The 22,744-nt window shown below is 68.2% G+C and carries 24 protein-coding genes and 2 pseudogenes; 14 read left to right on the plus strand and 12 right to left on the minus strand.

Annotation, left to right across the window (positions count from 1 at the left end):
* Nucleotides 1-3: 3 nt before the first annotated feature.
* Nucleotides 4-837, minus strand: a complete 834-nt coding sequence (locus BN977_RS18530) for a class I SAM-dependent methyltransferase (protein ID WP_036400538.1) — start codon at nt 835-837, stop codon at nt 4-6.
* 181 nt (nt 838-1,018) lie between these two features.
* Between BN977_RS18530 and BN977_RS18535 the strand changes: the two genes are divergently transcribed.
* The 3 genes from BN977_RS18535 (at nt 1,019) to BN977_RS18545 (ending at nt 2,281) form a co-directional block, all read left to right on the plus strand.
* Nucleotides 1,019-1,480, plus strand: a complete 462-nt coding sequence (locus tag BN977_RS18535) for an SRPBCC family protein (RefSeq protein ID WP_024454480.1) — start codon at nt 1,019-1,021, stop codon at nt 1,478-1,480.
* 106 nt (nt 1,481-1,586) lie between these two features.
* Nucleotides 1,587-1,976 carry a PPOX class F420-dependent oxidoreductase gene (locus tag BN977_RS18540; RefSeq protein WP_024454479.1) on the plus strand — a complete coding sequence of 130 codons (390 nt, stop codon included), beginning with the start codon at nt 1,587-1,589 and terminating at the stop codon, nt 1,974-1,976.
* A gap of 5 nt (nt 1,977-1,981) precedes the next feature.
* Nucleotides 1,982-2,281 (plus strand): thiamine-binding protein, encoded by a 300-nt coding sequence (locus BN977_RS18545; RefSeq protein WP_024454478.1) that lies wholly within the window; start codon nt 1,982-1,984, stop codon nt 2,279-2,281.
* 39 nt (nt 2,282-2,320) lie between these two features.
* Here the strand turns inward: BN977_RS18545 and BN977_RS18550 are convergent, their stop codons facing one another.
* Nucleotides 2,321-2,887 carry a dihydrofolate reductase family protein gene (locus BN977_RS18550; RefSeq protein WP_024454477.1) on the minus strand — a complete coding sequence of 189 codons (567 nt, stop codon included), beginning with the start codon at nt 2,885-2,887 and terminating at the stop codon, nt 2,321-2,323.
* 154 nt (nt 2,888-3,041) lie between these two features.
* On the opposite strand from BN977_RS18550, the gene BN977_RS18555 reads away from it, so the two are divergent.
* From BN977_RS18555 to BN977_RS33335, 4 genes and pseudogenes are all read left to right on the plus strand, one after another.
* Complete coding sequence (locus BN977_RS18555; protein WP_036400541.1) at nt 3,042-4,874, plus strand: acyl-CoA dehydrogenase; 1,833 nt, start codon at nt 3,042-3,044, stop codon at nt 4,872-4,874.
* A gap of 58 nt (nt 4,875-4,932) precedes the next feature.
* A complete protein-coding gene (locus BN977_RS18560; protein WP_036400543.1) occupies nt 4,933-5,649 on the plus strand; it encodes a type II toxin-antitoxin system VapC family toxin in 717 nt (238 codons plus the stop codon).
* 12 nt (nt 5,650-5,661) lie between these two features.
* Nucleotides 5,662-5,772: a DUF1348 family protein gene (locus BN977_RS33330; RefSeq protein WP_109790232.1), complete on the plus strand. Its 111-nt coding sequence runs from the start codon at nt 5,662-5,664 to the stop codon at nt 5,770-5,772.
* Nucleotides 5,754-5,882, plus strand: a pseudogene (locus BN977_RS33335) (DUF1348 family protein); the annotation flags it as partial. The gene BN977_RS33330 and the pseudogene BN977_RS33335, both read left to right, overlap by 19 nt.
* 10 nt (nt 5,883-5,892) lie before the next feature.
* On the opposite strand, the gene BN977_RS31505 reads toward BN977_RS33335, so the two are convergent.
* The 4 genes from BN977_RS31505 to BN977_RS18580 all read right to left on the minus strand — a co-directional run bounded on the left by BN977_RS31505 (nt 5,893) and on the right by BN977_RS18580 (nt 10,284).
* Nucleotides 5,893-6,831 (minus strand): LysR family transcriptional regulator, encoded by a 939-nt coding sequence (locus tag BN977_RS31505; RefSeq protein WP_131590164.1) that lies wholly within the window; start codon nt 6,829-6,831, stop codon nt 5,893-5,895.
* Between the two features lie 99 nt (nt 6,832-6,930).
* Nucleotides 6,931-8,697, minus strand: a complete 1,767-nt coding sequence (locus BN977_RS18570; RefSeq protein WP_036400546.1) for an MOSC domain-containing protein — start codon at nt 8,695-8,697, stop codon at nt 6,931-6,933.
* Between the two features lie 42 nt (nt 8,698-8,739).
* Nucleotides 8,740-9,375 (minus strand): pyridoxamine 5'-phosphate oxidase family protein, encoded by a 636-nt coding sequence (locus tag BN977_RS18575; RefSeq protein WP_036400548.1) that lies wholly within the window; start codon nt 9,373-9,375, stop codon nt 8,740-8,742.
* A gap of 42 nt (nt 9,376-9,417) precedes the next feature.
* Nucleotides 9,418-10,284: an alpha/beta fold hydrolase gene (locus BN977_RS18580; RefSeq protein WP_036400121.1), complete on the minus strand. Its 867-nt coding sequence runs from the start codon at nt 10,282-10,284 to the stop codon at nt 9,418-9,420.
* 287 nt (nt 10,285-10,571) lie between these two features.
* Between BN977_RS18580 and mdcA the strand changes: the two genes are divergently transcribed.
* Genes mdcA through BN977_RS18610 form a run of 6 tightly spaced genes read left to right on the plus strand, consistent with a single transcriptional unit; the run spans nt 10,572 to nt 16,576 of the window.
* Entirely contained in the window at nt 10,572-12,230 is a 1,659-nt protein-coding gene (mdcA, locus tag BN977_RS18585) for a malonate decarboxylase subunit alpha (protein WP_036400125.1), read from the plus strand.
* A 3-nt stretch (nt 12,231-12,233) separates the two neighbouring features.
* Entirely contained in the window at nt 12,234-13,061 is an 828-nt protein-coding gene (locus BN977_RS18590) for a triphosphoribosyl-dephospho-CoA synthase (RefSeq protein ID WP_036400128.1), read from the plus strand.
* Entirely contained in the window at nt 13,049-13,360 is a 312-nt protein-coding gene (gene mdcC / locus BN977_RS18595) for a malonate decarboxylase acyl carrier protein (protein ID WP_036400130.1), read from the plus strand. The genes BN977_RS18590 and mdcC overlap by 13 nt, the downstream gene beginning before the upstream one ends.
* On the plus strand, nt 13,357-15,024 hold the full coding sequence (locus BN977_RS18600; protein WP_051561647.1) for a biotin-independent malonate decarboxylase subunit beta: 1,668 nt from the start codon (nt 13,357-13,359) through the stop codon (nt 15,022-15,024). Before mdcC ends, BN977_RS18600 begins: the two co-directional genes overlap by 4 nt.
* Entirely contained in the window at nt 15,021-15,638 is a 618-nt protein-coding gene (locus BN977_RS18605) for a malonate decarboxylase holo-ACP synthase (RefSeq protein WP_024454468.1), read from the plus strand. Before BN977_RS18600 ends, BN977_RS18605 begins: the two co-directional genes overlap by 4 nt.
* Complete coding sequence (locus BN977_RS18610; protein ID WP_036400133.1) at nt 15,635-16,576, plus strand: ACP S-malonyltransferase; 942 nt, start codon at nt 15,635-15,637, stop codon at nt 16,574-16,576. The genes BN977_RS18605 and BN977_RS18610 overlap by 4 nt, the downstream gene beginning before the upstream one ends.
* 29 nt (nt 16,577-16,605) lie before the next feature.
* Here BN977_RS18610 and rbsD read toward each other — a convergent pair whose 3' ends face one another.
* From rbsD to BN977_RS18640, 6 genes are all read right to left on the minus strand, one after another.
* The gene (rbsD, locus tag BN977_RS18615; RefSeq protein ID WP_036400134.1) at nt 16,606-16,998 is read right to left on the minus strand and encodes a D-ribose pyranase; all 393 of its coding nucleotides are present in this window, start codon (nt 16,996-16,998) and stop codon (nt 16,606-16,608) included.
* A complete protein-coding gene (locus BN977_RS18620; protein WP_206666817.1) occupies nt 16,995-17,918 on the minus strand; it encodes a ribokinase in 924 nt (307 codons plus the stop codon). The genes rbsD and BN977_RS18620 overlap by 4 nt, the downstream gene beginning before the upstream one ends.
* Nucleotides 17,905-18,690 (minus strand): ATP-binding cassette domain-containing protein, encoded by a 786-nt coding sequence (locus BN977_RS18625; RefSeq protein WP_051561702.1) that lies wholly within the window; start codon nt 18,688-18,690, stop codon nt 17,905-17,907. The genes BN977_RS18620 and BN977_RS18625 overlap by 14 nt, the downstream gene beginning before the upstream one ends.
* An 11-nt stretch (nt 18,691-18,701) precedes the next feature.
* Nucleotides 18,702-19,670: an ABC transporter permease gene (locus BN977_RS18630; protein WP_036400138.1), complete on the minus strand. Its 969-nt coding sequence runs from the start codon at nt 19,668-19,670 to the stop codon at nt 18,702-18,704.
* Nucleotides 19,670-20,704 carry a sugar ABC transporter substrate-binding protein gene (locus tag BN977_RS18635; protein WP_084172606.1) on the minus strand — a complete coding sequence of 345 codons (1,035 nt, stop codon included), beginning with the start codon at nt 20,702-20,704 and terminating at the stop codon, nt 19,670-19,672. Before BN977_RS18635 ends, BN977_RS18630 begins: the two co-directional genes overlap by 1 nt.
* Before the next feature lie 70 nt (nt 20,705-20,774).
* The gene (locus BN977_RS18640; RefSeq protein ID WP_051561649.1) at nt 20,775-21,821 is read right to left on the minus strand and encodes a LacI family DNA-binding transcriptional regulator; all 1,047 of its coding nucleotides are present in this window, start codon (nt 21,819-21,821) and stop codon (nt 20,775-20,777) included.
* Between the two features lie 124 nt (nt 21,822-21,945).
* Here BN977_RS18640 and BN977_RS33590 point away from each other — a divergent pair.
* Nucleotides 21,946-22,742, plus strand: a pseudogene (locus BN977_RS33590) (APH(3'') family aminoglycoside O-phosphotransferase).
* Nucleotides 22,743-22,744: the final 2 nt, after the last annotated feature.

Raw genomic sequence — 22,744 nt, forward strand, 5'->3', positions numbered from 1 at the left:
GAGTCAGAACGCGTAGCGGAGAATCCGCGCCTTGCGCGCCCCGGATCTGGTCCGCCCCATCAGCTTCGTCGCGACACGTATCCAGCCGGGGAAGAGGTCGACCTCTGGTTGGTGCGCCAGGCTGGCCTCCTCGATCAACCTGATCCGCGGATTCCAGGTCTGTGGATGACGCGCATCCTTGAAACCCGCATAGCCCCACTGGGTTCCGACATCCTTGAACATCTTCTGCGGTGCCAGCTTGATCGCGACCCGGCTGGCCAACCCGATGCCGCCGTAGTCGTTGAACGCGAGTTCGCCGGACCGGAAGCGCTCGGTGAGACGGCGAAAAACGTCGACGATCGTGTGTTCGGGCAAGAACGCGAAGAGCCCGTCGGCCACCAGCATGGCCGGCCGGTCGCCCGGGATGCTCTCGGCCCAACGATTGTCGGCCAGGGACACGGGCACCCGACGCACCTGTGGGTGGGCCGGTAGAACTTCGGCGCGGACCGCCAAGATTCCCGGCAAGTCCACGTTGTACCAGTCCACCGACGGAGGTGGGCTGACCCGGTAGAAACCGCTGTCGAGGCCCGCCCCGAGATCGACCACCACGGCGTCCGGATGCCGACCGACGAAATCGCGTATCCGGTCGTCGAGCATCTTTGCGCGCAGCGCAGTCTGGCAGACCACGCCGGTCTGCACACCGAGGCCGGCGAAGTCGTAGTCGATCTTGCCCACCACCTCGTCGGCGAGCGTGTCACCGAGGATCGGTTGTGGCCGGCGACTGTCGAGCGCCCTGGCGTACACGGTCAGCAGCGCCGTCTGCTCGACGGGACTCAGTTCGGTGGTGTCGACCCCCATGGCCGCGAACTCTACACCCGATCTCGGATTGAACATTTCACCCAAATCGTTCAGCCCCTTGCGATTACGCGCCCAGCGGGCCCCGCCGGTCCCGTGCACGGACATTGGGTTCGGCGCCCGCGGTTGGACCCGCCGGCAACGGGGTATCGGACGTACTGCCCGTCAAGCAAAGGAGCGCGAAATGGCCACCCACACCGCGTCGATCGACGTCGAACGTCCCATCCGCACGGTCTATGACCAATGGACTCAGTTCGAGTCCTTCCCCGAGTTCATGGAAGGCGTCGAGCGCATCGAGCAGCGCGACGACACCCATTTGCACTGGGTCATCAAGATCGGTGGCGTCGAGCGGGAGTTCGACGCGACGGTCACCGAGCAGCATCCCGACGAGCGGGTCGCCTGGAAGTCCGACAACGGACCCGATCATGCGGGTGTGGTCACCTTCCACCGCCTCGACGATGACAAGACCCGCGTCACCACCCAGATGGACGTCGACCCCGAAGGCTTCGTCGAGAACGTCGCCGACAAGCTCGGGGTTCTGCAGACGCGGGTGAAGGGCGACCTCGAGCGTTTCAAGAAGTTCATCGAAGACCGGCCCGCCCCGACCGGCGCGTGGCGTGGTGACGTGCCCCGGCCGGACGCCTGAGCGGATCGACGTGGGTGCTCGGCACGGTGATCGGCCGCATGCGCGGTAGGGCGCAAGCGCGGTAGAACTGCGTGCAGACAACACCGACCGCATCGAGAGGATCAGCATGGCCACCGTCCCCGAGGGTTATGAATCGCTGCTCGTCCGCCCGTTGTACGGGCACCTCGCCACCGTGCGTCCCGATGGCACGCCGCAGGTCAACGCGATGTGGTTCGTGTGGGACGGCGAGTTGCTGCGGTTCACCCACACCACCAAGCGGCAGAAGTACCGCAACGTGACCGCCAATCCGGCGGTGGCGATGTCGGTCATCGATCCCGACAACCCGTACCGCTTCTTGGAGGTCCGTGGCGTCGTGGAGGAGATTGTCCCCGACCCGACCGGGGCGTTCTATCTGCAACTCAACGATCGGTACGACGGACCGCTGACCGAACCACCCGCCGACAAGGCCGACCGGGTGATCCTGGTGGTCCGCCCGACCGCGTTCAGCAAGCAGTAGACGCCATGCTGGTGGCATTCAGCGTCAGCCCGTCGGGCGGAGACGAGGACGGCGGCGTCGGCGCGGCCGTCGCAGAAGCGGTCAGGGTGGTCCGGGCGTCGGGCCTGCCGAATGAGACCAACGCCATGTTCACCAACATCGAAGGTGAGTGGGACGAGGTCATGGCCGTGGTCAAACAGGCCGTGGAGGCCGTCGCGGCCGCTTCCCCCAGGGTCAGCCTGGTACTCAAGGCCGACATCCGGCCCGGGTACCACGGACAACTGTCGGCGAAGGTGCAACGCATCGAGGATGCCTTGCGGGACTGAGCGACTCGGGTTGGCTCGGTACCGCTCGGGCCCGCTGGGTCAGTGGCGTCTCGCCTCGTACCGGAGCAGGACCGTGCCGCCCGGGAAGGTGCGGGTCTCCACCAGACGCAGCGCCATCCAGGACGGCAGCGTCGGGAAGAACGGCGTGCCGCCGCCCACCGCGGTGGGCGTGACCACCATGCGGTACTCGTCCACCAGTCCGGCCCGCACGATCGGGGCTGCCAATGTCGCGCCGGCCAGTTCCAGCCGCCCCGCGGTTTCCGCTTTCAGTCGCCGCACCACATCGACCGGGTCACCGCGTTCCAGGCGGCAGTTCGAGCCCACGGACTCCAGGCTGCGCGAGAACACGACTTTGGGCATCGCGCACCAGATGCGGGCGAAGTCGACCGTCAACGGGGTGGCGTCCGGGGCCTGCTCGGCCGTCGGCCAGTACGCCGACATCAGGTCGTAGAGCCGCCTGCCGTAGAACGACAGGGCGGTCTCGCGCGCGAAGTCGTTCCAGTATTGATGCAGTTCGTCGCTCGGCTCAGACCAGTCGATATTGCCGTGTGCATCGGCGATGTAGCCGTCCACCGACACGTTGAACCCGTAGATGAGCTTGCCCATGAGGATCAGACCGCAGCCGAAGGCAGAACTCACCGCGCCGCGCGCACGTGATCAAGGTCACATCCTGGGTGACCTGGAATCCTCCGGTTCCGTAACCGTAGGTTGACCGACCTACGGTTGCGTACCCTTCCGGACGCGGCGGATCGTGTCGCGCGTGAGCCACTACATCGCCAATGTCCGCGACGTGACCTTCAACCTGTTCGAGGTGCTGCCGGTCGGCGACGTCCTCGCCGCCGGCGGGTACGGCGACCTCGACGTCGACACCGTGCGCGCCATGCTCGACGAGGTCGCGCGGCTCGCCGAGGACGTCATCGCCGACTCCTTCGTCGACGGTGACCGCAATCCCCCGGTGTTCCTGCCCGACGAGCACCGCATCACCGTCCCCGACCCGCTGGCCAAGACGGTGCAGATCGTGAAGGACGCCCAATGGTGGCGGGTGGGGCTCGACGAGCGCGCCGGCGGTACGGCGGCACCCGCGGCGCTGGTCTGGGCGATCCAGGAAATGGTCATCTGCGCCAACCCGTCCGCCATGTTCTTCTACGGTCTGGGCCCGGCGATGGCGCACACGCTGGCCGAGGTCGGTACCGACGAGCAACGGCATTGGGCGCGTACGGCGATGGACAAGGGCTGGTCGGCGACCATGGTGCTGACCGAGGCCGACGCCGGGTCCGACGTGGGGGCCGGCCGGACCAAGGCGATCGCGCAGGACGACGGCACGTGGCACATCGAAGGCGTCAAACGGTTCATCTCCGGCGGCGACGTCGGCGACACCGCCGAGAACGTCTTCCATCTCGTCCTGGCTCGGCCGGAGGGCGCCGGACCCGGCACCAAGGGGTTGAGCCTGTTCTTCGTGCCCAATTACCTGTTCGACTCTGACAGCCTCGAGCTGGGCGAGCGCAACGGCGTGTTCGTGACGGGCGTGGAACACAAGATGGGGATCAAGTCCTCACCCACGTGTGAGGTCAGCTTCGGCGTGCACGGTACCCCCGCGGTCGGATACCTGGTCGGCGATGTGCACAACGGCATCGCCCAGATGTTCAAGGTGATCGAGAACGCCCGCATGACGGTCGGGGTGAAGGCCGCCGGAACCCTGTCGACCGGATACCTCAACGCACTGGCCTACGCCAAGGAGCGCATCCAGGGACCCGACCTGACCCAGATGGCCGACAAGACCGCCCCGCGGGTCGCCATCATCGAACATCCCGACATCCGGCGCAGCCTGATGACGCAGAAGGCCTACGCCGAGGGGCTGCGCTCGCTGTACCTCTACACGGCCGCGTACCAGGATCCCGATGTGGCGCAGCTGGTTTCGGGTGCGGACCCCGACATGGCGCACCGCGTCGAGGACCTGCTGCTGCCCATCGTCAAAGGGGTCGGCTCCGAGCGGGCCTATGAGATGCTCTCCGAATCCCTGCAAACGCTCGGCGGCTCGGGGTTCCTGCAGGATTACCCGATCGAGCAGTACGTCCGGGATGCCCGCATCGACGCCCTCTACGAGGGCACGACGGCCATCCAGTCCCTGGACTTCTTCTTCCGCAAGATCATCAAGGACCAAGGGTCGGCCCTGGCGCACGTCTCCAACCAGATCTCGGCCACGATCGACACCGCCGACACCCGGTTGGCCGCCCAAATCGGGTATCTGGCAGCGGCATTGGCCGATGTCCAAGCCATGGCCGCCGCGCTGACCGGCTACCTGATGGCGGCCCAGGACAAGCCCGAGCAGCTGTACAAGGTGGGTCTGAGCTCGGTGCGCTTCCTGATGGCGGTCGGGGACCTGCTGATCGGCTGGCGGTTGTTGGTGTCGGCGGACAAGGCACTGCAAGCACTCGAAAAGGGCCCCGCGGAACGGGACCTGCCCTTCTACACCGGCAAGGTCGCGGTCGCCAAGTTCTTCGCCGAGAACATGCTGCCGTTGCTGGCCTCGGTGCGTTCGGTGATCGAATCCGTCAACACCGATGTCATGGAGCTCGAGCCGGCAGCCTTCTGAGGAAGCGATCGCATCGGAACTGCTCCCCACGCAGCACCCGTTCTCTAGGGTGGAAGCCGTGGAGTGGGAGTTCGAGGCCGAGGTCTTCCAGTGGCGTGGCCCCGCACCGTACTTCTTCGTCGCCACCCCACCCCATGTCGATGATTTCTTGCACGCCCATCACGGCGAGCTGACCTACGGCTGGGGAGTGATCCCGGCGCACGTGCGCATCGGAGAGACCGAGGTGACCACATCGCTGATCCCGAAGGACGGCGGGTATCTGGTACCGCTGAAGATCGCGCTACGCCGCCCGGAAGGCGTCGACGACGGTGACCACGTGCGAGTACGGCTGACGGTGGGCCGGCACGACGTGGATGAACCGAAGGCAACGGGGTTGAACACTTTCGTCATCGATGCCCCCGTGACGATCGCCCTTGCCACCGACGGGGTCACCATTCCGCCACAGCGCAGTCTGACCGCTCCCACGCTACTGCGCTCGCAGGTGCTGGCCCTCGTGTACGACTCGGTGCGCCGGGGGCAGATCGAGGAATCGGCCGGCCGACGAGTGCTCGACGGTGTCCGCCGGCTCGGGATCCGGTTTCTCGGCGACCGGTCGCTGGAAGACCACGCGTGGCGCCTCGCCACCGAATTGAACTGGCCCGACGTCCATCAAGCCCACTACATCGCGCTGACCCAACTCCAAGCCGACGCGTTGGTGACGGCGGACGACGATTTGGCCGCAGTCGCAGGTTCGCTCGTCAAAACCGCATCCGTCGCCGATATCCTGCGGGGGTAGTCCCGAGGTTCATTGTTCGGCTCTGCCGATCAAAGCCATCTGGATTGGAACACCCGCGATCAGTATCGCGTCAGCCTGGCGTACAACCCGGACAGCGTGTGGCGTTCGACGAGAACGGATTGATGCGCCGCCGCGAGACCAGCATCAACGATGTCGCCATCGAGGAGTCGCAGCGGCGCTACTTCGGCCCGCGACCGCTCGAGGAGCATGGTCAGGAGTTCCCCCTGCGCTGACGCCTGCGGATCAGGCCTTGGTGTGGCGGAGGTGGTCATGCTGGGTGACCCAACCCGGCGGCACGTCGACCGACAGGGCCAGGTCGACGAAGCGGCCCACCGCCGCGCTGGCCGCCCGGATCGGGCACCACTGCAGCGTGTAGGGCACGTGCAGGCTCGGCGAGACGGGGATCAGCGGAGTCGACACGTGGCTTCCGGCAACGGATTTGGTGGTGAGAATCCAGTCGACTTCGTGTTGGGCTGCCCAGCGGCCGGCCGACAGGTCGGTGTCGGTGAGCTCTACCGTCGGCGGTGCCACGCCGGCTGCCTCCAACACCTGGCGTAGCGCCAAAACCCACGCCGGGAACAACGCCGCGCTGTGCAGGCCCAGGGTTTCGCCGGCCAACTCGGCCAGCTCGATCCCGTGCCGGCCGGCGAGCCGATGGTCGGGGCGCAACGTCACGAACAGTGGTTCCGCGCAGAAGATCTCGCTGATGATCCCCGGCGGGTCCGGAACCTTCGCACAGGTGATCGCCAGGTCCAGTTCACCATCGATATCGGCGACGGTCCGTTCCAGGTCCGGCAACCACATCCGGCGAATCGTCACGTCGACGTCGGGGGCCAGCGCTTTGAAGGCCGCCGCGAGATGCGGCGCCAAGATGGGTGCGACGGGCGGTGTGATGCCGATCCGGACACGTCCCGCGCCACCTTCGGCGACCCGCCGTACCGCGGCGGTTGCTCCCTCCACCGAGTCGATGATGAACTTGGCGCGGCCCAGCAGTTCGGTGCCGGCTTGGGTCAGCGCCACCCGTCTTGTGGTTCTGGTCAGCAGCGTCGCGCCGAGCTCGCGTTCCAGCCGTCGTACCAAGTCGCTGAGCGTCGGCTGCCCCATATGCAACTTCTCCGCCGCGCGCCCGAAGTGCAATTCGGTCCCCACGGCGACGAAAGCTTCCAGCTGACGTAATTCCACCGACCGATCATACGATTCAGCGACCACGTGATCGGCAATCCCGCTACGCCCCGGCGCTCGGACGTCCCTCGGCCACAGCTGGTTTGCGCCGTGCGCTCGTCACAGGTCCAACACAAGCGGCTCAGCGGGTTTCGCGATGCACAGCAACACATTTCCCGGCGCGGGCGGCTCCAGCGGGTCGAGGTCATAGCTGACCTGTCCGGCGAGCAATCCCGTCTCACAGGTGTGGCACACCCCGGTGCGGCACGACCACCGCGTCGGCACGTCGCACGCTTCGGCGAATTCCAGGATGCTGCCGTACGAGGAACCCCATGGCGCGGAGAGGGCGCTGCGGGCGAACGCGATGGTCGGCCCCGTCCCGGCCGGGCCGTCGGGCCGGTGCGGTGGCCCCGACTCCCCGTCTCCGGTGATTCCGGGGGTGATCGCCGAGCGGGCGCCGAACGTCTCGGCGTGAATCTTCGCCGGGTCCAGCCCACAGGCTTGCAGCGCAGCACCCAGTTGATCCATGAACGACGCCGGCCCGCACAGATACGCCGACCCGTCACGCGGCAGCCGTAGCGCGGTCACCGCGTCCGGGTCGAGATGACCTTGCTGGTCATAATCCGTGCCGATCCGATCCGTCGCCGACGGACGGCTGTAGAAGACCCGTGCCCGGCTGTTCGGCAGCTGATCCAGCAGTGCTCTGGCCTCCGCGGCGAAGGGATGCTCAGCACCGTTGCGTGCGCCGTGCAGCCACCACACGGTCCGGGTCGGCTGAGTCTGCCGGAGATGATGCAGCATGGAGAGAACCGGTGTCACCCCGACGCCGGCAGACAGCAGCAGGATCGGCTCGGCACCGGCCGTCAGGCAGAAGGAGCCGCGTGGGGCCGCGACGTCGACGACATCACCCACATCGAGATGCTCGTGGACGTAGGTGCTCACCGTGCCGGCGGATTCCCGCTTGACGGCGATGCGGTAACCACTCGTCCCTGGGCCGTTGGACAGCGAGTAATTGCGCACCAGGGGCGCCCGGTCGGGCCCGGCCGGCAGGCGCACGGTGATGGACTGGCCGGCGGCCCATTCCGGTAATGGGGTGCCGTCGGGGTTCACCAACAGCAGCGACCGCACATGCCGGCTCTCGGCATGGGTTGCGGCGACACGCAACGGCCGGAACCCGGGCCAATCGGGTGCACGCACCGGCACTCCGGTCAACCCACTGTTGCCGAGCACCTCCGTCGTCCCGTCGGCCTGATCGAGCAGGCTCTGCAGGGACTGCTGCCATCCGGGGCTCAACGCCGGGATCCGGAGGGCGCGTCGCAGATCCTCCGGGGAATGGCCCGGCAGGTACAACAACCCATCCATCTCGGCGACGGTGACGCCTTCGGGTCCGTCGGCGATCTTGACGATGTCCTGGCCGGCTTCGATCTCGCCTTCGGTGAGCACCCGGCAATAGAAGCCGGTGCGGCGGTGCGCCACGAGTAGCGCGGCCATTCTCGGCTCACCGATACGCAGCCCCGCGCGATAACACGTCACCCGGGGCTGGGTGACTTCGACGACGGCGTCGCCGATGCGGTAACGATCACCGATGCACACTTCGTCGTCGGCCATGCCGTCGACGGTGAGGTTCTCCCCCAGCATGCCCGGGGCCAGATCGTCGCGTCCGAACTCGCGTGCCCAATGCCGATACGACGCCAGCTGGTACACCAGAACGGCACGGTTCTCACCACCGTGGCCGGCCGTGTCGCCCTGCCCGTCACCGTCGATGTTGAGCCGGCGCAACAGGCGCGGACCGGTGACCGGCTCCTTCCACGCCCCGGTGTGCACGGTGCGGCCCTTCCATGGAACGTCTTTGGGCATACCGACGTTCACCGATACCAGTGTGGCCATCAGCACCCTCTCACTTGCACTCCCCGATCGATCGGGCTCCGCTCAGTGCGCGCCGGTGAGGCGGCGACGCAGCTCGGCGTTCTCGGCTTCCAGCGTTTCGATCCGGCCCTGCAGCCCGGCGAGGGCGTGCTCGAGCTCGGCGACACTGAAGCGCGGGGTGATGTGTTGCGGGCAGTTCCAGTCGTATGCGTCGACGGACACCACGACGGAGCGTTCGACCACCGCGTCGTAGGCCGGATCGGCCAACGAGCGGGCCAACTCGGGGTCGGCCTCCGCCGAGGCGATGCGCGCGTGGCCGAAGAGCTTCAGACGGGTGCGCCGCGCATAGTCCACGGCGATGACGGCCACCCTGCCGTCACCGCTCAGATTGCCTGTGCTGATGTACTGCAGGTTGCCCCTGAAATCCGCCCACGCGATCGTGTGCTCATCCAGGATGTGCACGAATCCCTTTGAACCGCCGCGGAATTGCACGTACGGCCACCCGGTTTGGCTGACCGTGGCCAGGTAGAAGCTGTCCCGCTGCCGCAGGAATTCCTGCTCGTCATCGGTCAGGGGATCCGGCCCGGCGGACGCGCCGCCGGCGACCGCCTTGCGCCGGTAGAAGGTGTCGCTGCCGTGTTCACTTTGAGCTTGCTGGACGTCGGCGGTGAAAGCGATGGCCGGGTAGTGCTTGCTCATGACCCACTCCTTGGCGTGGCTGCAGGTCACTCACCTTACGGGTCACAACCTTCCCATGAAGTCGCGAATGTAGCCGCTGATTTCCTCGCCATGCGTCTCCAGGGCGAAATGGCCCGCATCGAGCAGGTGGAACTCACCGTTGGGCAGGTCACGCTTGAAGGCCTCGGCGCCCGCGGCACCGAAGATCTCGTCGTTCCTTCCCCACGTCACCAGCAGCGGCGGCTGATGGGTGCGGAAGTACTCCTGAAACTTGGGGTAGCCGTCCAGGTTGAACTGGTAGTCCCAGAACAACTGGAGTTGGATGGCATCGTTGCCCTTGCGGTCCAATCCGGCCTGGTCGAGCAGCCACGTCTCGGGGGCGATGCGGTCCAAGCGGTCGGCGGGCACACCGTGGGCGTACTGCCAGTGGGTCTTCTCGGCGGTGAAGTAGTCACGGACGGCGTCTTCGTTGGCGGCCCGGTCCTTGGCGTGGGCGAACAAGATGTCCCAGAACGGGGTGAAGCCCTCCATGTAGGCATTGCCGCTCTGGGTGATGATGGCGGTGATTCGCTCGGGGCGGGTGCTGGCGATCCGCAACCCGATCGGTGCACCGTAGTCGTGGATGTAGAGCGCGAAGTTGTCCAGGCCCAGGTGCGTGATGAGCTTCTCGGTGATCTCGGTCAATCGATCGAAGCTGTAGGTGAATTGGTTGACCGACGGCATCGCGGACCGCCCGAACCCGATGTGGTCGGGTGCGACCAGGTGGAAGCTGTCCGAGAGTGAGGTGATCAAGTTCCGGAACATGTGCGAGCTCGACGGAAACCCGTGCAGCAGAAGTAGTGTGGGCTTGGACCTGTCGCCGGCTTCACGGTAGAAGACGTCGAGCCCGTCGATCTTTGCGGTGTGGTAGCGCGTGCCGAAGACGGACATCGTGGCCTTTCTGTCGTTGCATGACGGTGACTCGCGTCCACCTTGCATGGCGGGTGCTTCTCGAAAAAGGGGTGATTTCCGAACTCAGTGATCGCCGATCGCGATGAATCGATCGATGTCGCCATCCATCAGTGGCTACTCGCCGGGCTCCGGTGGGTGGGAGGTCAGCCCCTGCCGGCGAAGGACGACCACGCCACGAATTCGCCGTATCGGCCTGAACCGACTCGACACCTGGGAAGGTAGATCTACATGACCATCGTGAACCCGATAGCTTCGGTGCGCGCACCGTGACGGGCGGACCGACGAACGCCGGGTGGGACGTGCGCCGCCGAGCCAAGTTCGAGCGGGTGCGTGCCGGTAGCGCCAACGCCGACGGCAAGGTGATCCGGCCCGCCGAACTCAAGGATGCGCTGCACGCGGTGATCCGGCCCGGGGACCGCGTCGCGCTGGAGGGCGACAATCAGAAGCAGGCCGACTTCCTGTCGCGGACCCTGGCCGACTGCGATCCGGCTCGCCTCCACGATCTGCACATGCTCATCTCATCGGTGTCGCGGCCCGAACACCTGGACCTGTTCGAGCGCGGTATCGCCACCACGCTCGACCTCGCCTACGCCGGCCCGCAGAGCGTGCGCATCGCGCAGATGGTCGAGGACGGATCGGTGCGCATCGGCGCCATCCACACCTATGTCGAGTTGTACGCCCGGATGTTCACCGACCTGGCCCCCGACGTCGTCCTGCTGTGTGCGACCCGCGCGGACCGCGACGGGAACCTGTACACCGGTCCCAACACCGAGGACACGCCGACCATCGCCGAGGCCGCTGCGTTCCACGACGGCATCGTGATCGTGCAGGCCGACGAGGTCGTCGACCGCGTGGAAGACCTGCCCCGCGTCGACATCCCCGGCGACTGGGTCGATTTCGTCGTCGCCGCCGACCGGCCGTTCGCCCTCGAACCGCTGTTCACCCGTGACCCCCGCCAGATCGGCGAGGTTGAGATCCTCAAGGCGATGATCGCCATCCGCGGCGTCTACGAACGCCACCGCGTCGTCTCCCTGAACCACGGCGTGGGTTTCGACACCGCCGCGATCGAACTGCTGCTACCCACCTATGCCGAAAGCCTCGGTCTCAAAGGGGTGATCGCCCGGCACTGGATCCTCAACCCGCATCCGACGCTGATCCCGGCGATCGAATCCGGTTGGGTGGCATCGATTCACAGTTTCGGCGGCGAAGCGGGCATGGAGCGTTACACCGCGGCGCGACCCGACGTGTTCTTCACCGGGCGCGACGGCTCCCTTCGCTCCAACCGGGTGCTGGCACAGCTGGCCGGTCAGTACGCGATCGACATGTTCATCGGGTCGTCGTTGCAGATCGACAGGGACGCCAACTCCTCCACCGTCACCGACGGCCGGCTGTCCGGTTTCGGCGGCGCTCCCAACATGGGCCACGATCCGCGCGGCCGCCGGCACGCCTCGGCGGCTTGGCTGCAGCTGGCGCACGGCACGGGCGCCGACCGGCGGGGCCGCAAACTGGTGGTGCAGATGGCCCAAACCTTCCGCAGTGCCGGTGTGCCCACCTTCGTCGAGACCCTCGACGCCGTCGAGGTCGGCCAGCAGGCCGGTATGCCGTTGCCGCCGGTGATGATCTACGGCGACGACGTGTCGCACGTGGTGACCGAGGAGGGCGTGGCCTATCTCTACAAGGCGCATTCGCTGGCCGACCGGCGGGCAGCGCTGGCTGCCATCGCCGGGGTCACGCCGGTCGGCCGGAAGGCCGACACCGCCCGGACCGAGTCGCTGCGCCGCGACGGCCTGGTGGCCTTCCCCGAAGACCTCGGTGTCGAAACTCGGCTCGCAACCCGCTCGTTGCTCGCCGCCCGCAGCATCGACGACCTCGTCGCGTGGTCGGGCGGTCTCTACGATCCACCGGCGAAGTTCAGGGACTGGTGACATATGCGCGCATCCACGCTGACCGGCGCCCCGCAGATGATCGCCGACCTCGCGGTCAGGGCCCTGCACGACGAAGCCGACCTGACGCCGAAACCCGGCTTGGTCGACGGCCGCGGCCCGGGAGCGCACGCGGACATGAGCCGCGACATGCTGCATGCATCCGCCGACGCGCTGCGCGATGCACTGGCTGAATGTGCCTGCGCTGCTACCGAATCACCGGTAGGACCGGAGCTGCGGGCCCGCCTCGGGGTGATCGGACGGGCCGGCGAACGGGCCATGCTGGTGGCCACCGGAGGGGTGAATACCCACCGGGGTGCGCTGTGGGCGCTCGGCCTGCTCAGTGCGGCCGCCGCCGCCACCGACCCGGCCACCGGCGCTGTCGTCGACGTCGCCGCACGGTTGGCCCGGATTCCCGACCCGGCCGCCGATGGGACTTCGCTGTCGCACGGCGCGCGGGTGCGTTTCCGGTACGGTGCGGCCGGCGCCGCGGGTGAGGCACGGCGCGGGTTCCCGCACGTGACCCGATACGCACTGCCCGCGGTACGTGACGGCCGCCCGCTGGACGGATTGCTGGCCGTCATCGCCCACCTCGATGACACCTGCCTGCTGCACCGGGGCGGCCCGGCCGGGCTGGCCGCCGTCCAGCACGGTGCGCGCCGCACGCTTCGGGCGGGCGGGATGCGCACCCACCAAGGACGCCAACGCTTCGACGAACTCGACGCGTTGTGCGCCGACCGACGGCTGTCGCCCGGCGGGGCCGGTGACCTCCTGGCCGCCGCGATGTTCCTCGACGGGCTCGAACGCAGGAGGAGTGCGAAATGCAGACCCTGACTTATCACTTTCCCGCCGATCGCGTCGCCCGCCGGGCCGTACACATCGGTGTCGTGGCATCCGGGGACCTCGAAATCCTGCTCGAACTGCCGGCCGACGGCGGCCCGCACGAGGCAGCCGTGCGGGTACGTACCAGCGTCGACGGCTTCGACACGGTATGGACCGAGGTGCTCGACCGCTTCTTCGGTCACACCCCGCTGGCGGGCCGCTGGGAGCTCAACGACTTCGGCGCGACTCCCGCCGTGGTCACCCTGCGCCTGCGTCAGGCAGCCGAGGCCGCCGAAGGAGACCGCACATGACCGACACCGCCGACGACCTCAGCGCCGGTCTGACCTGGCAGCAACTGCTCGGCAGACACAGTTTCATCGAACTCGACGCGCACGCCCGGGCTGTGGCACTGGCCGATCGCGGGGAACTCGACGTACTCTGCGGACCGTTCGACCGCATCGAATCCCCCTGGCTCCCAGCACAGGGCATCACCCCGCAGTCCGACGACGGAGTCGTCATCGCCCGTGCCACGATCGGCGGACATCGCGTCGTCATCGCGGCCATCGAACAGGGTTTCCAGGGCGGCACCACCGGTGAGGTGTCCGGCGCCAAGATCGCCCAGGCGCTGCTGCACGCCGCGGCCGACTGCCGGGCGGGCCGCCCGACCGCGGCGGTGATCCTGTTCGAAACCGGCGGGGTGCGGCTCCAGGAGGCCAACCTCGGCCTCAACGCCGTCGCCGAGATCTGTTCGGCACTACTGGATCTGCGCGAGCTTTCCCCCATCGTCGGCGTGGTCGCGGGAACTGTCGGATCCTTCGGCGGGATGAGCATCGCCGCGGGTCTGTGCACCCGGCTCATCGTCACCCCGCAGGCCCGCATCGGTCTCAACGGCCCCGCCGTCATCGAGCAGGAAGCCGGTGTCGACGAATTCGATTCCGGCGATCACGCCCTGATCTGGGCCGTCACCGGTGGCCGGCACCGGCGCGCCGAAGGGTTGGCCGACGACTTGGTCCCCGACGACGCCGAACGGATCCGAGCCGCCGTCGCCGCGGCGCTGGACCGCGGGGTCCCGGTGGCCGGCCGACACCGCAGCGAACGCCTCGATGACCTCGCCGGCCGCATCGCTGCGATACGGCCGACCGCTCCCCCGCCGGCGGCGCACCCCGGCCCACCGTCACGCGGGGTGACCTGGTTGCGCGCGCTGGCCGACGGTCACCCCGTCGAGGCGGTCATCCCGTCGGTGCTGCGGGCGATCACTCCGACCGGGTGGTATCTGGCAGTGGTGCCGGATCCGGCGAATCCGTTTCACCGCGCCCGGCGGGGAGAGGTGGGGCTCTCCGAATCACTCGCCCTGGCCTCGTCCGTCCGGGCCTGCATCGAGGCCGACCGTGATGCCGAGGACAAACGCCCGATCGTCGCGGTGGTGGACCTGCCGAGTCAGGCCTATGGCCGACTGGAGGAGATCTGTGGACTGCATCAGGTGATGGCTGCCGCCGTGGACGCCTATCACCGCGCCCGCGTCGCCGGGCATCCCGTCATCGCCCTCGTGGTCGGTTCGGCGTTGTCCGGCGGTTTCCTCACCCACGGTTTGCAAGCCGGGCACATTCTGGCGCTGGATGATCCGGCCGTCGAGATTCACGCCATGCACCGACCGGCCGCGGCCAGGATCACCCTGCGCACGGTCGATGAACTCGATGAGCTTGCCAAGACCGTCGTTCCGCTCAGTTACCGCGTCGCGGACTGGGCGACACTGGGGTATTGCGACGGACTGCTCACCGTTGGCTCCGCCGATCACCCCAGCCACGATGACATCACCGTCGTCGGCACGGCGATCGAGACCGCGATAGCCAGGGCCCGCACCGGCCCGCGTGACCTGTCCAACCGGTTGACCTCCTCCGGCGCTGCCAACACCCGCCGCGCCTCGCTCGCCGTACGCGACACACTGCGCCGTCAGTGGAACAGCGAGCCGGCATGAGCGCGCCCCGGCCCCACGATCTGTTGCGTCTGACCGATCCCGGCACCGCGCTACCTCCCGACACGCCACCGTGGGCGCTCGACGCCGTCCTGCGCACACCGTGGGTGGTGGTGCGACGCGCGGTGCACGGAGACTCCTTGTTGCCCATCGGGATTCGCGGTGCGGACCGCTCCCGACGGCACGCCGGCTGGATTCCGGCGGCCGCCGTGCAGCGGACCACGCCGCCCGAAGAGCTCGCATCACTGACCGCACCGGAACGCGCGGTGCCTGCGCTGCAGGCATTCACGTGGCTTGCACAGCGGATGGCAGCGTTGCGGCTGCAGTGGGGACCCACCGGCAGTGTCGGCTTCGAATTGGCCACCGGTGCACGCACCGCGCGCCCCACCAGTGACCTCGACATCGTCATCCGGGCCGATCTCAGGCATGCGGACCTGCTGCACCGGCTCCGGAACCTGCACACCGAACTCGGCGCGGCACCCGCACGGGTGGACTGCCAGCTCGATACCGCCGCCGGCGCCGTCACGCTGGCCGAACTGATGACCGCACGAGGCGAAGTCCTGGTGCGGACGCCGCAGGGTCCCCGGCTGGCGACCGTGGCCGAAATCCTCGGATGACGATCGCGCTGTTGTTCCCCGGCCAGGGCGCACAACGCCCCGGCATGTTGCACACCTTGCCCGACACCGCGCCGGTTACCGCGGTGCTCACCGAAGCGCGGACCATCTGCACCGAGATCGGCGGGCCGGCCGCTCTCGACACCGCGGTTGCCCTACGGGACACCACCGCCACCCAACTCGGCCTGCTGGTCGCCGGCGTCGCCTGTGCGCGGGCCTTGCACGACGATCACGGAGTCGCAGCGCAATTCGTGGCCGGGCATTCGGCGGGGGCGTTTGCGGCGGCTGTCACCGCCGGCGTGCTGACACTGCGGGAAGCGATGACCGCGGTGCGGCTGCGCGGAGAAGCGATGCAACAGGCATGTCGCGGCGCCCGGTGGGGTATGGCGGCCGTCACCGGACTGTCGGCCCGGTCAGCCCGACAGCTCTGCGCAGAGCTGACCACGACCGACGACCCGGTGTGGGTCGCCAACATCAACTCGGCAACCCAGACTGTGCTGGCCGGGACCGCCGGCGCCCTCGCCGCGGCGCGGGCTGCTGCCGAAGCTCACGGCGCGCGTGCATTCGACCCGCTCGAGGTCGCCGTCGCCTCCCATGGGCCCGTGCAGAACTCGACCGCCGTGCTGTTGCGCGCCCACTTGGCGGGGCTACCGCGGCGCCCGCCGTCGGCACGGTATATCACCAACACGGGTGGACGCAGCGTCGACACCGCCGACGCCGTCCTCGACGACCTGGCGTCCTCGGTCGCACATCCCGTCCGCTGGTATGACGGTGCCCGGTTGCTTGTCGAGCTCGGGGTGTCGTGCACGATCGAAACATCCCCCGGCCACACCCTGACCCGGTTGATGCACACCATCGATCCCGCGGTGAAAGCGCTGGCGGTGGACGACGACGGGATGGCAACGGTGGCGGCCAGATACCGGCGGTACGGCTCGGCGTGACGAAACCCGGGCCGGCACCGGGATGACGGTCACCCGAAGGCCACACCCGCCCGGCACAACACGTTGGCGTAGAAGGTGTCCTCGCCGGTGCGCACCGCGAACGCCACCTCGCGCACCTGTGCCTTGAACAGCTCGTGCTCGATCGGTTCGGGTGCCAGACCCAGGCCCTGCAGGTGCCGGTGCACCTGCGGACTGACGGTGAGCACGTCCCTCGACACCCAGCTGTGTTCGACCACCACGTCGGCCAGCACGACCGTCGTCACGTCGGTGAACGACGCCTGCCCGTACCGGTAACCCAGATCGATACACGGGGTGGTCGGCGGCAGCGGCAACCCCGCATCGCAGACGACGAAGGTGTCGGTGTGGCGGAGGCCGGCGAGGCGCCGGGCGAGCTCGGCGTGAATGATGCCGGTGCGCTTCATGATCGGTACTCCTGGCTGACACGGCTCAGTGTCGATAGGTCTGCATAGGATTCTTGGGCGCCGAGTTCCCGGACGGCCAGCGCACCGGCGACGATGCCCCACCGGCAGGCTTCGGCCAGCGGCTCACCGAGGCTCAGCCGCGCGACGGTGACGCCCACGAACGCGTCGCCGGCACCGGTGGTGTCGACGACGGTCGACGGCAATGCCGGCAGGATCGTCGTGCGGCCGTCGTCGTCGGTGACGATCGCTCCCGCCGCCCCGCGCGTCGTCACGACCGCCGCGACGCCCCGCCGGCGAAGCCGCGCATGGGCCGCGGCGATTCCGTCGTCGTCGACGGTGACCGCGGTGCCCGCGACGGCGGCCAGCTCGTGCTCGTTGACGACGAGCACATCGCAGCGGGCCAGCAGCCGGTCCGGTAGCGCCGCCGCCGGTGCCGCGTTGAGGACGAACCTGCCGGTGGTCCGCTCGGCGACGGCAGTCACGATGTCCAGAGGAATCTCCAACTGGCACACCACGATGGCCGCCGTGTCGATGACGTCCGGCAGCGCACCGACCGTCCAGCGGCCGTTGGCTCCGGGCACCACGATGATCGTGTTGTCCCCCTCGGCGACGGTGATCCACGCGGTGCCGGTGGGCGTCGACGGCGACACCGCGACATGCGCGGTGTCCACGCCGTGTTCGCTCAGGCGCTTCTTCGCGTCGGCGCCGTCACCGTCGTCGCCGATGGTCGCGACCATCGTCACCGATGCGCCGGCCAGCGCCGCGGCCACCGCCTGATTGGCCCCCTTGCCACCGACCGCCGAGGAGATCGAGGTGCCGGCCACGGTCTCCCCGGGTGCGGGGAAGCGGGTCGCGGTGACGACATGGTCGACGTTGACCGAGCCCACCACGACGATCGGCGCCGCCTCAGGCATCGGCATCGCCGGCGATGGCACCGGTGATGAGCCCGACCAGTTCCCCACCGGTGGTCTCGGCCATGGTGCGGTGCGCCGCGGTGCGGCCCCGCCGCAGGATCCACGCCGAATCCGCCACGCGCATCACCTGATCCATGTCGTGACTGACCAGCAGCACGGTGACACCGTTCGAGCGCAGCCGCGCGATCAGCTTCTCGACCGCCGCGGTCTCGCGCACCCCGAGGGCCGCGGTCGGCTCGTCCATGATGACCAGCGTGGTACCCCAGTTGGCGGCCCGGGCGATGGCCACGCTCTGCCGTTGTCCGCCCGACATGTGCCGCACCGTGGCCCGCACGTCGGGAACGTTGACATCGAGATCGGCCAGGATGGTCGCGCTCTTGGCGATCATCTGCTTCTTGTCCAGTACTCGCAGCGGCACGACGCCGCGGGTGAGTTCCCGGTTCAGGAACAGGTTCTGCCACACCTGGAGATCCTCGATCAGCCCCAGATCTTGGAACACCGTCTCGATGCCCAGATGGCGCGCGTCATCGGGTGACCCGAGCGTGATGGGCTCGCCACGGAAGCGGATCTCGCCCTCGTCCGGGGTGTGCACCCCGGTCAGGCACCGCACCAGGGTCGACTTGCCGGCGCCGTTGTCACCCAGCAGGGCCGTGACGGTGCCCTGCGTGATGGTCAGGTCGATGCCCTGCAGGGCCCGGACCGCATCGAATGATTTTGTCAGTCCACGGATCTCGACCAACGCCGGTCCGTCGCCACGCCGTTCGGTGACGTCACTCATGACGGAGGTCCTCATTTCTGGAATCTGGAGATGAACGCCGCACCGAGGACGACGGCGCCGACGGCGACCGGCTGGTAGTTCTGCGAGATACCGATGAGCGTGAACCCGTTGATGAGGCTCGTGAGCAGGATCGCCCCGACGGCCGAACCGAGCACCGACGCGCGACCGCCGAACAGGCTGGAGCCGCCCAGGACCACCGCGGCGATGGACGACAGCAGCAGATCGGTCTGCAGGCTGGGGTCCGCCCCGCCGGTGCGGGCCACCAGCAGCACCCCGGCCACACCGCAGGCCAGCCCGGACAGCACGTAGGCCAACATCCTGGTGCGCGTGACGTGAATGCCCGTGCCGCGGGCGGCCTCTCGGTTGCCACCCGTGGCCAGCAGATGGGTGCCGGTCTTGGTTTGGAACAACAGGAACGCCGTGAGGATGGCCACCATGATGGCCACCAGCCAGAACCACCGCAGCGGGCCGATGCCGTCGAGCGCGAGGCCCTGCAGCACCGGTGACGACACGGCCACGGTGTTACCCCCGGTCAGCAGCAGCGTCGCACCGCTGACCACCGACAGCGTGCCCAGGGTGACGATGAAATCGGTCATGTTGAGCCGCGCCACAAGGACCCCGTTGAGGAAGCCCACCACCACTCCGGCGACGAGTGCCAGGAGTATCGACAGCCCGAGGTTGACACCGTGGGTGCTGGCGAACCCGAGGATCGCGGCGGTCCACGGCAGGTTCGAGCCCACCGACAGATCGATACCGGCGACGGCGATGACCATCTGCTGGCCCATGGCCAGCACCATCAGGATCGAGGCCGAGACCAGCAGATCGGTGAGATTGGCGACGGTCAAGAAATTCGGTGTGGCAATGAAGAATACGACGAAGACCACGGCCAGGCCGATGGGCGCGGCATAGCGTGCCGCGCCCCCGACCGTGAGTTTGCGCGGCCGCACCGCCTGCGGCGGCGCCAGGGTGTCAGCGGTCATCACTTCCCGCCGGTGATCGGATTGTCGAAGGGCTGGAACGGCTGCGGGAAAGCGGCCATCGCCTTGTCGACGTTGGACTTGTCGATCAGTTGGATCGGCGCAACGACGCGTTCGGGCACCGGCTTCTTGGCGATCAGGTTGACGCAGGCTTGTACCGCCAATTGCCCTTCCGCGTAGGGGTATTGGCTGATGGTGCCGGACAGCGTGCCGTCCTTGACCGCTTGCAGCGCCGCGGTGATGCCGTCGACGGAGATGATGGAGATCTGCCCGGACTTGCCTGCGTTCTTGACCGCCTGGGCGGCGCCCAACCCCATCGTGTCGTTCGCGGCGAAGATGCCCGTGATGCTCGGGTGCGCGCGCAACAGGTCCTGGGTGACGGTGAGCGCGAGATTCTGGTCGTAGTCGGCCGGTTGGGTGGCGACGATCTGCAACTTGCCCTGCGTGGCCTCGGTGAAGCCCTTCAGCCGGTTGATGCCGTTCTGCTCTCCCGCAATCCCTTGCAGCACCGCGACGTCACCGTGTCCGCCCATATCGGCCATCAACGCCTCCCCGGCCTGCTTGCCTGCCGAGAGATTGTCCGAACCGATGAACGAGGCGTACGACACCCCGGCCGCCTTGGATGCTTCCGCATCGATCTGGGTGTCCAGGTTGAGGATCGGGATGCCCTTCTTGGCGACCGGCACCAGCGGGGTGATGACGTTGGTGGCGTTGACCGGGACGACCCCGAAGCAGTTGAAGTCCTGGGCGGCCATCGTCGAGATCTTGGTGTTCTCACCCGCCGAGTCCGTCTCGGAGCTGCCCGCCTGCACGGTGACCTCGACGCCCTGCTTCTTACCCTCGGCGATGGCACCGTCGCGCAGCGCCGCCCAGTACGGGTTGGTGAAGTCCCGCGTGACGATCGCGATACGCGCGCCACTGCTCGAATTGCTTTCGCTCGGTGTGCGATTGCAACCGACAGTGCTGATCGCCAGGGCGCCGCACAGCACGGCGGCCAGGGTGGCGCGACGCTGCGCCACACCGAAGGGATTGATCATCTTGCTTCCTTTCAACGTCGGGTCTCCCCGGTGGAGACCCGCTGCCGGGTGGGGATTGTGTGCAGACGGGTCAGGCGGCTCGGCCGGTGGCGGCGGGACCACAGGAGCCGCGGTGCACCAGCTGGCACGCCGGCTGCGAGCCGAGCGCCGACTCCCCCGCCAACAGCGCCAGCATCGCGTCGACGGCGGCGGACGCCAGCGCGACGATGGGTTGCGCGATGGCGGTCAACGGAGGATCGAAGAGGTCGAACCAGGGGGCGTCGTCGAATCCGACGAGTGACACGTCCCGGGGAACCTGCAATCCCGCCGACCGCAACCCCTTGAGAGCGCCGACGGCCATCAGCCCGTCGGCGGCGAAGATCGCGGTCGGCGGCTGCCGCCGGGCCAGCAGTTGAGCGGTCGCCGTCGCACCGCTGTCCTGCCGAAAGTCGCCTTCGGCCACGGTGATCGACCGGCGCGGCACTCCCCTGCGCACCAGGGCGTCCACCAGGAGATCACGTCGTTCCTGGCCCACCTGCGTTTGCAGCGGAGGGGCGATGATCCCGATCCGCCGATGACCGAGACCGGTGAGCAGTTCGGCGACCTCGTCGAGCGCTTCGCGCGCATCGCTGCGCACGATCGGTGACTGGGCCAGGTGTTTGGTCGCCGCGTCGCGGGAGGTCAATGCCACCGGCCGGTCCAGCAGCACGATCCGGGCGCGCGTGGCGCCGGCCTGGCGGAGGCCGGGGGTCATGGCGGCGGTGGGCACGACGATCACGCCGTCGACCCGCCGTCCGGCGAGCAGGGCGGCCAGGTAGTCGTCCTGCCGGTCCGGGTCCTCGTCGCTGTTGCACAGCACCAGCGAGTACCGGTGGCGCGCCGCGGCACGCTGGATCTCACCGGCCAGATCGGCGAAGAACGGATTGGCGACATCGCTGACGATCAGCCCGATGCTGCGCGTGGAGTCGGTGCGCAACGCCTGCGCCCCGACATGCGGGCGGTAGCCCATCTCCTCGGCGATGCGGGTGACTCGTTCCCGGGTGGCGGCGGAGATACGGGTGCTGCCCGACAGCGCCAGCGACACGGTGGCCGCCGTGACGCCGGCCCGTGCGGCGACGTCCTGCATCCTGACCGCCATGTGCACCTCACCTGTTTAATCGATTAAGCACAGAGAGAGTGACACAGGTCTCACCTCGAGTCAATACGTCCAAGGCCGACGGTGCCCGTACCGGCATACTGGCCGGGTGTCGGTGAAACCTGGAATGTCAGCCGGACTGTTGCCCGCCGACGGGGCGCGGTGGTCGCCGGTCACCACCGGGGAGTCCGGGGCCTCGGTGTTCCGCGACCCCGATGGGTCGCGCTACGCGAAGGTGGTTCCGCTCGAGCAAACCGCCGAGCTGGCCGACGAGCGCGACCGCATCGCCTGGCTCGGTGACGCCGGCATTCCCGTTGGCGCCGTGTTGGATTGGCACAGCACCGATGACGGCGCCTGCCTGGTGACTCGCGCGGTGGCGGGTGTAGCGGCCGACCAGCTCGACGCCGGCTCGCTCGGTGCGGTCTGGCCGGCGATCACGGATCTGGTGCGCCGGCTGCACGACACAGCACCACCAGCTGCCCCTTCGACCGAGGGTTGGCCGTGACGATGCCGCTCGCCCGGGCGACGGTGGCGCAGCACCGGGTACAGACCGAGTTCCTCCCCGAGGATCTCCAGCACGTTCCGCCGGAAACGATCCTCGCCCGCCTGGAAGACGATCTGCCCCAACGTGTTCGACAAGAGGGCCGGGAGCGCGTCGTCTGCCACGGGGACCTGTGCCTGCCGAACATCCTCGTCGACCCCGAGACCGAGCGGGTCGCGGGTCTGATCGATCTGGGGCGCCTGGGGTGCGCGGATCCGTACGCGGATATCGCGCTGCTGCTCACCAACGCTCGCGAGACGTGGCCCGATGAGCGCACCGCCCGCCGAGCGGACCGGGAGTTCGCCGCCGGATACGGCATCGACCTGGACCCCGAACGGCTGCGCTTCTATCTCCATCTGGATCCGTTGACCTGGCCGGGCTGAAC

The organism is Mycolicibacterium cosmeticum (assembly GCF_000613185.1).
In the GTDB taxonomy this organism is placed as follows: Bacteria; Actinomycetota; Actinomycetes; order Mycobacteriales; family Mycobacteriaceae; genus Mycobacterium; species Mycobacterium cosmeticum.